The sequence below is a fragment of the Streptomyces sp. NPDC058375 genome, from assembly GCF_042723425.1.
In the GTDB taxonomy this organism is placed as follows: domain Bacteria; phylum Actinomycetota; class Actinomycetes; order Streptomycetales; family Streptomycetaceae; genus Streptomyces; species Streptomyces durocortorensis.
This window is the reverse complement of sequence record NZ_JBHXJG010000049.1, coordinates 24,097-35,003: the sequence shown is the minus strand read 5'-3', so window position 1 is coordinate 35,003 and position 10,907 is coordinate 24,097. Positions and strand designations below refer to the sequence as shown.

Sequence of the window (10,907 nt, the reverse complement as noted above, 5' to 3'; positions counted from 1 at the left end):
GTCCGCCGGTCCGGGCCCTCCGCGGTGCACTGCTCGGCGGTTCAGGCCGCCCTGGATTCCGCTTCGGCGGGCCGACGGTGGCGGCCGTGCGGCTGCACCGACGTGTTCTCCGCCGACGCACCCCCTCGGTGCTTTCCGGAACCGCCGGTTCCGGCTCCTTCGTCCGCCCCCGTCGGGCGCTGCTGGGTCGTGTCGGTCCGTGCTTCGGACATGTGGGAAGTCACCCCGTTGTGATCGCTTACTTGTGTCGCGCCTACGTGTGTCGCAAGCCCCGCCACCGCCATCCGACGCGGTCACCGTCGGTGCCCGCCCGGTACGGCCGCGTAGCCCAGGCCCTGAATTCAATCAGGTCGAGCGGCCCTGTGCAGAGGCGCCTGCCCCAACGGAACGGGCTTACACACAGAGGGAGTGGCGACGGCGCCGGACGGTTCCGTTCCGCTCTCCGCTCCGCCCTCCCCGCCACCCGTACGGCCGGTCGCGGAGGAGGGTTCCACGTCCTCGGGGGCACCCAGCAGCGCCACGCCGCAGGGCGTGGCCCCGTTCGCGTACGGCAGGCGCAGCACGCCGTCCCGGCTCCAGTACCCGGCCCCCGGCACCCAGCCCAGCGGGGCCGCGAACTGGTGCAGCTGCCGGCCCGCCGGACGCCAGACGCCCACCCAACTGCCCTGGGCCCCGTCGATCCGCAGCGCCACCGCGCAGCTCTCCGGCATCAGCATCTGGCCCGGCTGCACCGCGAACGGCGTCACCGCCACGTCCGCGAGGCGCAGGCACTCCGGGAACCTGACCGGCAGACAGCTCCCCAGCACCCCCCAGCCGAGCCGGTCGTGGCCCGGGGCGTCGGAGCGGAGCAGCAGCAGCCCGCTGTCGGCGTCCGCGAGCAGCAGCCGGTCGTCGCTGCCCGGTGCGATCTGGAGCAACGGCGTCACCTCGCCCTGCCGCCCGAGGTCCACGGCGACCGCCTTGACCGGCCCGCCGCCCGGCTCCTGCCGGTCCAGTGCCAGTATCCGGCCCGCCCGGTCCAGCCACACCCCGCCCGAGCAGCGTCCGGGAATCCGCGCGACCTCCTCGGGCCCGAACGCCCCGCCCGCCACCCGCCACAGCGACGCGTGGTGCTCACCGGCCGCCAGGGCGTACACGCACCGGCCGTCCGGCGACGGCGGCAGCAGGGTCATCTCCGCGCACTCGACCGCGCCCAGCAGGAGTTCGCCGGTCCCGGGCCCGGTCGGGTAGAGCAGCGAGAACATCTGGCGGCCCGCCACCCGCCGCCGGATCAGCACCCGCCCGTCGGCGAGCGGGGCCACCTGGGAGTCCGGCTCCTCGGGCTGATCGAGGGGGAGGGGCACCGCGTACGGCTCGGGGCCGTCCAGCGTCCACCGCTCCGGATACCAGGCGCGTTCGCCCGGCGGCCCGGTAGCCGCGGTGAGCCGGGCGGCATAGGCCCCGTCCGCGGTGAGCGTGAAGCCGCCGGGGGGCGGTGCGTCGTCGGTGTGCGGCCGCGCGTCGGCCCCCGTGGACGACGCTTCCGGTTCTCCGTCGCCCCGGGCTTCCCGGGCTTGCCCGGCTTCCCTGTCCTCCTCGGCCTCCCCCGCGGGCTCTGTGGGCTCTTCCGGTTCGGGTTCCGCTTCCGGGTCCGCCGTCGTGGCGGCCCCGGCGGATCCACCCTCGATGGCACAGGCAGTCATGGACTCGTCACCTCCGGCTACGAAAGCTAGTTTTCGCACTTCCAGCCGAACAACACGAGCCACCGCACTTCACACATAAGGGTGGCGGTGCCCGGGTTCTCCTGAGGTGGCAGGGGTGAGTGTGCTGTCGAAGGTGGCCGTGTCTTAGGCGGCCCTAACCAAACACCCGTGCCCCCCACGCACGTACGCGGACAACTGGAGCAAGCGATGTCCCTACGCCCCCGCGGTACCGCCGCAGTAGCCCTGGCCGTGGCGGCCGCCCTTGCCCTGTCGGCCTGCGGGGGCGGTGACGGCGGGGACGCGGACGCGGCGAAGTCCGAAGCGGGCGGCGGCGAGAAGGCCGCCGTCGCCACGGGCGGCAAGGACTTCGCGGACGCGGCGAGGAAGACCGCGACGTACGGCACGGACGCGAAGGCCGGCGAGTTCCCCCGTACGGTCACCCACGCCATGGGGAAGACCGAGATCAAGGCCGCACCCCGGCGCGTGGTCGTGCTGGACGTCGGAGAGTTGGACAACGTGGTGTCGCTGGGCCTGAAGCCGGTCGGCTACGCCCCCAGCGAGGGCGACGCGGCCATCCCCTCGTACCTGAAGAAGGACGCGGGCGAACCGAAGAGCGTCGGCACGATCAACAGCCTCAACCTCGAAGCCATCGCGGGCCTCCAGCCGGACCTGATCCTCGGCAGCCAGCTCCGCGCTGCGGACAAGTACGACGAGTTGTCCAAGATCGCCCCCACCGTGTTCTCCATCCGCCCGGGCTTCACCTGGAAGGAGAACTACCTCCTCAACGCCCAGGCGCTGGACCGCACGCAGCAGGCCGAGTCGGCGCTCGCCGCGTACGAGAAGAAGGCCGGGAAGCTCGGCGAGGACATCGGCCCCGACAAGCCGACCGTGTCGATGGTCCGCTACATGCCCGACCGCCTCCGGCTCTACGCCAAGGCCTCGTTCATCGGCACGATCCTTCAGGACGTCGGGCTGCCGCGTCCGAAGAACCAGCAGATCGACGACCTCGCCGCCGAGATCAGCCCGGAGAAGATCGACGAGGCGGACGCCGACTGGATCTTCACCGGCGTCTACGGCGACCCGAAGGCCACCCAGCGCGACACCGCCCGCTCCAACCCGCTGTGGAAGAACCTGAAGGCCGTCAAGGAGGGCCGGGCCAAGGACGTCTCCGACGAGACCTGGTACCTGGGCCTCGGCGTCACCTCGGCCGACCTGGTCCTCGACGACCTCCGCGCGGACCTGGTGAAGTGACCGCGTCGCCGAAGAGGCGACGACGCGTGACGTAACGATTCGTGTCCGGCCGCCGGTCCTGGCGTACAGGTCCGGCGGCCAGGGGCGGCGGACCACCCCGGACAGGTAGCCTTTCCCCCGTGCCCCGTCTGTCTGAAGTCATCGCCGCCCTCGACGCCCTCTGGCCCCCCGAGCGGGCCGAGGGGTGGGACGCGGTCGGCACGGTCTGCGGCGATCCGGACGCGGAGATCGACCGGGTGCTGTTCGCCGTCGACCCGGTCCACGAGATCGCCGACGAGGCCCGGAAGCTCGGCGCCCAGCTGATCGTCACCCACCACCCGCTCTATCTGCGCGGGACGACGACGGTCGCCGCCGACACCTTCAAGGGCAAGGTCGTCCACACCCTCATCAAGCACGACATCGCCCTCCACGTCGCGCACACCAACGCCGACACCGCGGACCCCGGCGTCTCCGACGCCCTCGCCGGCACCCTCGGCCTGCGCGTCACGGGACCGCTCGTCCCCGACCCCACCGACCCCGAGGGCCGGCGCGGACTCGGCCGGGTCTGCGAGCTGGACCACCCCGAGACCCTGGCCGCCTTCGCCGCCCGCGCCGCCGCCCGGCTGCCCGCCACCGCGCAGGGCATCCGGCTGGCCGGCGACCCGGAGGCGTATCTGCGCACCGTCGCCGTCAGCGGCGGCTCCGGCGACAGTCTCTTCGACGCCGTGCGCGCCGCGGGCGTCGACGCCTTCCTCACCGCCGACCTGCGCCACCACCCGGCGTCCGAGGCCGTGCAGCACTCTCCGCTCGGCCTCGTCGACGCCGCGCACTGGGCCACCGAGTGGCCGTGGTGCGAGCAGGCGGCCGCCCAGCTCGACGCGCTTTCCGACCGCCACGGATGGGACCTGCGGGTCCATGTCTCGAAGCAGGTCACCGACCCCTGGACCACCCACCATTCCTCTGGAGCCCCCAACTGAACGCCGCGCCCGCCGACCAGATCCGACTTCTCGACGTCCAGGCCCTCGACACCCGTCTCGCCCAGCTCTCCCACAAGCGCACCTCGCTGCCGGAGCACGCCGAGATCGAGCAGCTCAGCAGCGACCTCACGCAGCTGCGTGACCTGCTGGTCGCCTCCACCACCGAGGAGAGCGACACCACCCGCGAGCAGACCAAGGCCGAGCAGGACGTCGACCAGGTGCGCCAGCGCGCCGTCCGCGACCAGCAGCGCCTGGACTCCGGCGCGGTCTCCTCGCCCAAGGACCTGGAGAGCCTCCAGCGCGAGATCACCTCGCTCGCCAAGCGCCAGGGCGACCTGGAGGACGTCGTCCTGGAGATCATGGAGCGCCGCGAGGCCGCCCAGGAGCGCGTCGCCGAGCTGACCGATCGGGTCGCCGCCGTCCAGGCCAAGGTCGACGACGCCACCGCCCGCCGGGACGCCGCGACCGCCGAGCTGGACGCCGAGGCCGCCACGGTGACCAAGGACCGCCAGGTCGTCGCCGAGGTCATCCCCGCCGACCTGATGAAGCTGTACGACAAGCTCCGCGCCCAGCAGGGCGGGGTCGGCGCCGCCCGGCTCTACCAGCGCCGCTGCGAGGGCTGCCGCCTGGAGCTGAACATGGCCGAGGTCGGCGATGTGCGGGCCGCGTCCCCCGACACGGTCCTGCGCTGCGAGAACTGCCACCGCATTCTGGTCCGCACCTCGGAGTCGGGCCTGTAATGAGCGTCGCCCGCCAGGTGGTGGTCGAGGCCGACGGCGGATCCCGGGGCAACCCGGGGCCCGCCGGTTACGGCGCGGTCGTCATCGACCCGGCCACCGGCGAGCCGCTCGCCGAGGCCGCCGAGTACATCGGCGTCGCGACGAACAACGTCGCCGAGTACCGGGGCCTGATCGCCGGACTGACCGCCGCGAAGGCGCTGTTCCCGGACGCCGGGGACGCGCTGCGGGTCCACGTCCGGATGGACTCCAAGCTGGTCGTCGAGCAGATGTCGGGGCGCTGGAAGATCAAGCACCCCGACATGAAGCCGCTGGCGGCCCGCGCCGCCGCGATCCTGCCGCCGTCCTCGGTGACGTACGAGTGGATCCCGCGCGCGCAGAACAAGCACGCGGATCGGCTCGCCAACGAGGCGATGGACGCGGGCCGCGACGGCCGGCAGTGGGAGGCCTCGGCCTCGACGGCCGCCCCGTCCGCCCGCACCGTGAACATTCCGCCGCCGCCCGCCCAGGGCCCGCCCGGCGACCACGCCGCGGGTGCCGCGAAGGCCCGCGCGGCGCTGGCGGCGGCACGCGGCTCGACGGCCCCGGCGGCGGACGCGCTCTTCCCCGTGCCGGAGGCAACAGCCGTTCCGGAGACGGTGGGAAGTAGCCCCGAGGCCGCCGAAGCCCCGCAGACCGGCTGGGGGTCGGCTCCCGACCTGGGCACGCCCGCCACCCTCTTCCTGCTCCGGCACGGCGAGACCGCCCTCACGCCCGAGAAGCGGTTCTCCGGCAGCGGCGGCACCGACCCAGAGCTCTCCGCCACCGGCCGGGGCCAGGCCGAGCGGGCCGCCGAGCACTTCGCCGCCCTGGGCGCCGTCCAGGAGATCGTCAGCTCCCCGCTGCGCCGCTGCCGCGAGACCGCCGCAGCCGTCGCCGCCCGCCTCGGCCTGGACGTCCGGATCGACGAGGGCCTGCGCGAGACGGACTTCGGCGCGTGGGAGGGGCTGACCTTCGGTGAGGTACGGGAGCGGTACGCCGACGACCTCACCGCCTGGCTGGCTTCGCCGGACACCGCCCCGACCGGCGGCGGCGAGAGCTTCGCGGAGGTGGCCGAGCGGGTCGCGGCCGCTCGGGACCGGATCGTCGCCCGGTACGCGGGCCGCACGGTCCTGCTGGTCACCCATGTGACGCCGATCAAGACGTTCGTCCGGCTCGCGCTGGGAGCCCCGCCGGAGGCACTGTTCAGGATGGAGCTGTCGGCGGCCTCGATCTCCACGGTCGCCTACTACGGGGACGGCAACGCCTCCGTACGCCTGCTCAACGACACCTCCCACCTGCGCTAGCGGGCGGGAGGGCGTCGGCGGCAGAGGCGTCCCCCGCGACTACGGGGCGAGTGCCGCGGCCTCGGCCGCCAGGCGGGCCACCCGGTCCCAGTCCTTCGCCGCCACCGCGTCGCCCGGGACCATCCAGCTGCCGCCCACGCAGCCGACGTTGGGCAGCGCGAGGTACGACGGAGCGGAGGCGAGCGAGATGCCGCCGGTCGGGCAGAACCGGGCCTGGGGGAGCGGTGCGGACAGGGCCTTCAGATAGGCCGTGCCGCCCGCCGCCTCGGCCGGGAAGAACTTCATCTCGGTCACCCCGCGCTCCAGCAGGGCCACCACCTCGGAGGTGGTCGAGACACCCGGCAGGAACGGCACGCCGGACGCCTTCATCGCCTCCAGCAGCGCGTCCGTCCACCCCGGGCTGACCAGGAAGCGGGCCCCGGCGGCCACCGTCTCCCGCACGTGCTCCGGCGAGATCACCGTGCCCGCGCCGACCACCGCGCCCGGCACCTCGGCGGCGATGGCCCGGATCGACTCCAGCGCGGCGGGCGTCCGCAGCGTCACCTCGATCGCCGGGAGCCCGCCCGCCACCAGCGCCCGGGCCAGCGGCACCGCGTCGGCCGCGTCGTGCAGGACGACGACGGGGACGACGGGCGCGAGATCGAGCACGGAGGCGGCGGGGGCAGCTGTGGCGGAGGGCACGGCGGGCGGCACGGAGGAGGTCATGAGGCCATCCTGCCGCGCGCAACCCACTATCTGCAACGAGTGTTGCGCAGGGTGCAACGGTGGCGCGAGGCGGGTCAGTGGATCTCCGTCACCACCACGTCCAGCGACCACGGCCGCCCGGCCCGCGCGGGCGCCTCGGCCTCCACCACGTAACCGAGATCCCGCAACACCTCCACCAACTGCGCCGGGGCCTTGGGCCGTGCACCGGCCACCAGCAGGTCGCGCACCAGCCGGCCCTTGGTCGCCTTGTTGAAGTGGCTCACCACGGACCGCTTCTCCACCCCGTCCACGATCTGCGAGTGGAGCACCCGCACGCTCGCCGTGCGCGAGGCCACCTCGCCCTTGGGCTTCCACGCCGCCGTGTACGCGGAGGACCGCAGGTCCAGGACCAGCCCGTCCCCGGCGGCCTCGGGCAGGACGGTCTCCATCGGGGTACGCCAGTACGCGCCGAGCGCGCCGAGACCGGGCAGCTTCACGCCCATCGAGCAGCGGTACGGGGGGATCCGGTCGCCGATCCGGACCGCGCCCCACAGCCCCGAGAAGACCAGCAGCGACGCGGCCGCCCGCCGCCGCGCGGCCGCTTCGAGCGAGGCCAGGTCGAGGGCGTCGTACAGCACGCCGGTGTACAGCTCCCCGGCCGGCCGGGTGCCGGCGGTGCGCAGCCCGGCGTTCTTGCCGACCTCGCCCGCGAGCCCCACGCTCAGCCCCAGCACCTCACGGGCCTTCCCCTCGTCCGCCTGGCACAGCTCGACCAGCTCGTCCAGCACCGCCGCACGGGCCGGGGCGAGCCCCGGAAGCGACAGCGACTCCGGCTTGAGGGACGCCCCGCGCCCCGAGGCGGCCTTTCCTTCGGAGGGCGGCAACAGCACGAGCACGGCGGTTCTCCTTCATACGTACGGCGAGCGCGGACCCGGTGGGCGTGCGGGCTCGCCGGGTCCTCGGCAAGGGTACGGGGGCGGGCCCGCCCACTCCGCACGGTGAGCGCCCCGTACTGGAAGCGCACCGGAAGCGCGCTCGAACCGCCCCGGATGCCGCCCGCCCCCTCCCGGCCTACGCTCGGGCCATGCCCCGCCGCCACCTCCGTATGACCGGCGCAGCCGACTGCTCGCTCGGGGCCGCCCTGCGGGCCCTGCGCACCGAACTCGACCTGCCCGGCGCCTTTCCGCCCGAGGCACTGGCGGAGGCGGCGGAAGCGGCCCGGGCCCCGGACCTGTCGGCCCACGAGGACGCCACCGACCTCCCCTTCCTCACCATCGACCCGCCCGCCTCCACCGACCTCGACCAGGCGATGCACCTGGAGCGCCGCCGGGACGGGCGCGGCTACCGGGTGCACTACGCCATCGCCGATGTCGCCGCGTATCTCCGCCCGGGCGGTGCGCTCGACGCCGAGGCCCACCGCCGGGTCACCACCCTCTACTTCCCCGACGACCGCATCCCGCTCCACCCCACCGTCCTCTCCGAGGGCGCCGCCAGCCTCCTCCCCGGCGAGACCCGCCCGGCCGCGCTGTGGCGGATCGACCTGGACGGCGACGGGCGGGCCGTCGCCGCCGACGTGACCCGGGCCCTGGTCCGCAGCCGGGCGAAGCTCGACTACGCGGGCGTCCAGCGGCAGATCGACACGGGCACCGCCGAGGAACCCCTCGCCCTGCTCCGGGACATCGGCCGGCTGCGCGCGGAACAGGAACTGGCGCGCGGCGGCATCTCGCTCGACGTACCCGAACAGGAGGTCACCGAGCACGACGGCTCGTACGGCCTCGCCTACCGCGCCACGCTCCCCGCCGAGGCATGGAACGCGCAGATCTCGCTGCTCACCGGCATGGCCGCCGCCCACCTGATGGCCGACACCGGCACCGGCATCCTGCGCACCCTGCCGATCGCCCCGGACGGCGCCGTCGCCCGGCTGCGGCGCTCGGCCCACGCCCTGCGCATCGACTGGCCGCACCACGTCCCGTACGCCGAGGTCGTCCGCTCCCTCGACCCGGGCCGGAGCAACCACGCGGCGTTCCTCCAGGAGTGCACCACCCTGCTCCGTGGCGCGGGCTACACCGTCTTCGAGGACGGCGAACTCCCCGACCCGGCCGTGCACGCGGCGGTCGCCGACCTGTACACGCACTGCACCGCGCCGCTGCGCCGTCTGGTCGACCGGTACGCGTCCGAGCTCTGCCTCGCCGCGACCGCCGGGAAGGACGCGCCCGAGTGGATACGGGAAGCTCTCCCCGCCCTCCCGAAGGAGATGGCCGAGGGAACGCGCCGCGCGGGCACCGTGGAGCGGGCCTGCGTCGACCTGGTCGAGGCGGCGTTGCTGGAGGGGCGGGTGGGCGAACTCTTCGACGCGTACGTCGTCGATGTCGCCGACCGCGACCCCGCCGTCGGCACGGTCCACCTCCGGGATCCGGCGGTCGTCGGCCGGATCGAGGGCGGCACGGCCCCGCTCCCGCTGGGGGAACGGCTGCGGGTCCGGCTCACGCGGGCGGGGCCGGCGTCGAAGACGGTGCTGTTCGCTCCGGCGTGAGCGAGGGCGAGGGCGAGGGCGAGAGCGGAGGCGGGGGCGGTGCGGCCCGTCCGGGAGCGTTGAGCGCGGCGACCGCCGCCCGCGGGTCGTCGGCGTGGAAGCGGAGGACCCGGGCGCTCCCGCACCGGCCGAGCGGCCGCACGAACTCCACCGGCCCCGTCAGCTCCACGGTCACCGTCGTCCGGCTCCCCACCGCCAGATCGAGCGTCCCGTCCTCGTCGACCCGGACCAGCCCCCCGTCCGGGAAACGCCGGTCCACCCGGGCGGAGGCGATGGCGGCGGCGGGCACCCGGAGGTCGAACAGGGCCCCGTAGCGCAGCCACAGCGAACCGTCGGCCGCCACGAGGTGCGGCCGGGTCACACAGGCGGCGTGCAGGGCGAGGACGATGACGATCCCGTACACGTCCACCACGAGCAGGATCGCGTGGACCAGCGGCCAGGGGATCACCAGGGCCAGCACCACGGTCTCGACGACGGAGACGAAGAGGAACGTCCACATGATCCCGGTCTGCGGTTCGGTGTACGAGAACGGCCTGGCCCCCTCCGGGATCCGGTGGCGGCGACGTACGGCCCACAGTCCGAGGCTGTGCAGCGCCCGGAACTCGTGCACGAGCAGCCGCCGCACGGCCACCGGCACCACCGCGCGCACGGCGGCCGGCCCGGCCTCCCGCCGTGTGTCGCCCGCCCGCCGCCGGGCCGCGTACAGCGGCCACACCACGTACGCCTCCAGCGCGAGCATCCCGACGAGCAGCGCCTCGGCCCCCAGCAGAACGGCGCCGGGGATCCGCACCCCGGTCACCAGGCAGACCACCAGCACCACTTCCCCGGGCACCACCGCCCACACCGCCGCCCGCAGACCTCTCGCCACCCGTGCCCTCATGACGTTCCCCTCCTCCGCACCCGCTCGGCCAGCTCCTCCATCACCCGGCGCACCACCGCGCGCTGCGCGGGCGGGTAGTCGTCGAGCAGCACCCGCCCGAACCCCGTCGCCGACGGCTCCCCCTCGGGGATGACCGCCAGGACCTCGTCCGGTACGGCGGCGACCAGCGCGGCCGCCAGCGGCGCGATGCGCGGGTCGTCCACCCCGGCCCCGGCCAGCTCGTCGAGCCGCTCGTACAGCGCCGGCACCCCCGGGTCCTCGGCCAGCGGCCGCAACGCGGCCAGCATCTCGGTCCCGGCCCCGTCGCCCGCCGCGTCCAGCAACGACAGATGCTCGCGGTCCTTCGCGGCGGCCGGGGAGGTGGTGGCGGGCGCGTGCTCCAGCAGCGCGGCGAGGGCGGGGGAGAGCGGCCCCTCCGGGGTGACCGGCGCCTGAAGGAGCACGGCCAGCACCTGCCGCCGCTCATGGATCTCCCGCTCCTGCCGCGCCAGATCGGCGTCCAGCTCCCCGAGCACCTCGGCCAGCTCCCGCCCCGCGTCGTCGGCGAGCACGTCCCGCACCTCGTCCAGGGACAGCCCGATCTCCGTCAGCCGCCGGATCCGGGCCAGCAGCACGGCATCGCGGACGGTGTACGCCCGATAGCCGTTGGCCTGCCGGGCGGGCTCGGGCAGGAGGCCGATGTGGTGGTAGTGCCGGACGGCCCGGGAGGTGACTCCCACGAGCGCGGCGATCTCTCCGATACGCATGCGGCCAGTAGAAACGTTGACGCTGCGACAAGGTCAAGCGGCACGTTCCTCCCCGTGCTTTCGTCCACGCCGAGCGGTCCTGTGCCACGATCGGGGAAGAACTCCCATCTCAC

The 10,907-nt window shown here is 74.3% G+C and carries 10 protein-coding genes; 5 read left to right on the top strand and 5 right to left on the bottom strand.

What is annotated here, in order from left to right:
* Positions 1-341 precede the first annotated feature (341 nt).
* Positions 342-1,682 carry a hypothetical protein gene (locus tag ACFWM7_RS11380; RefSeq protein ID WP_383258262.1) on the bottom strand — a complete coding sequence of 447 codons (1,341 nt, stop codon included), beginning with the start codon at positions 1,680-1,682 and terminating at the stop codon, positions 342-344.
* Between the two features lie 207 nt (positions 1,683-1,889).
* On the opposite strand from ACFWM7_RS11380, the gene ACFWM7_RS11375 reads away from it, so the two are divergent.
* The 4 genes from ACFWM7_RS11375 (at position 1,890) to ACFWM7_RS11360 (ending at position 5,951) form a co-directional block, all read left to right on the top strand.
* The gene (locus ACFWM7_RS11375; protein ID WP_383258259.1) at positions 1,890-2,933 is read left to right on the top strand and encodes an ABC transporter substrate-binding protein; all 1,044 of its coding nucleotides are present in this window, start codon (positions 1,890-1,892) and stop codon (positions 2,931-2,933) included.
* A 119-nt stretch (positions 2,934-3,052) separates the two neighbouring features.
* A complete protein-coding gene (locus tag ACFWM7_RS11370; protein ID WP_383258257.1) occupies positions 3,053-3,889 on the top strand; it encodes a Nif3-like dinuclear metal center hexameric protein in 837 nt (278 codons plus the stop codon).
* On the top strand, positions 3,886-4,629 hold the full coding sequence (locus ACFWM7_RS11365; RefSeq protein WP_383258285.1) for a zinc ribbon domain-containing protein: 744 nt from the start codon (positions 3,886-3,888) through the stop codon (positions 4,627-4,629). The genes ACFWM7_RS11370 and ACFWM7_RS11365 overlap by 4 nt, the downstream gene beginning before the upstream one ends.
* Positions 4,629-5,951 (top strand): bifunctional RNase H/acid phosphatase, encoded by a 1,323-nt coding sequence (locus ACFWM7_RS11360; RefSeq protein ID WP_383258253.1) that lies wholly within the window; start codon positions 4,629-4,631, stop codon positions 5,949-5,951. Before ACFWM7_RS11365 ends, ACFWM7_RS11360 begins: the two co-directional genes overlap by 1 nt.
* Positions 5,952-5,990: 39 nt before the next feature.
* On the opposite strand, the gene eda is transcribed toward ACFWM7_RS11360, so the two are convergent.
* Positions 5,991-6,656: a bifunctional 4-hydroxy-2-oxoglutarate aldolase/2-dehydro-3-deoxy-phosphogluconate aldolase gene (gene eda, locus ACFWM7_RS11355; protein ID WP_383258251.1), complete on the bottom strand. Its 666-nt coding sequence runs from the start codon at positions 6,654-6,656 to the stop codon at positions 5,991-5,993.
* A 74-nt stretch (positions 6,657-6,730) separates the two neighbouring features.
* Positions 6,731-7,531 (bottom strand): peroxide stress protein YaaA, encoded by an 801-nt coding sequence (gene yaaA / locus ACFWM7_RS11350; protein ID WP_383258247.1) that lies wholly within the window; start codon positions 7,529-7,531, stop codon positions 6,731-6,733.
* 209 nt (positions 7,532-7,740) lie between these two features.
* Here yaaA and ACFWM7_RS11345 point away from each other — a divergent pair, with 209 nt between their 5' ends.
* On the top strand, positions 7,741-9,168 hold the full coding sequence (locus tag ACFWM7_RS11345) for an RNB domain-containing ribonuclease (protein ID WP_383258278.1): 1,428 nt from the start codon (positions 7,741-7,743) through the stop codon (positions 9,166-9,168).
* Here ACFWM7_RS11345 and ACFWM7_RS11340 read toward each other — a convergent pair.
* The gene (locus tag ACFWM7_RS11340) at positions 9,119-10,048 is read right to left on the bottom strand and encodes a hypothetical protein (RefSeq protein WP_383258245.1); all 930 of its coding nucleotides are present in this window, start codon (positions 10,046-10,048) and stop codon (positions 9,119-9,121) included. The genes ACFWM7_RS11345 and ACFWM7_RS11340 overlap by 50 nt on opposite strands.
* Positions 10,045-10,794, bottom strand: a complete 750-nt coding sequence (locus ACFWM7_RS11335; RefSeq protein WP_383258242.1) for a MerR family transcriptional regulator — start codon at positions 10,792-10,794, stop codon at positions 10,045-10,047. Before ACFWM7_RS11335 ends, ACFWM7_RS11340 begins: the two co-directional genes overlap by 4 nt.
* Positions 10,795-10,907: the final 113 nt, after the last annotated feature.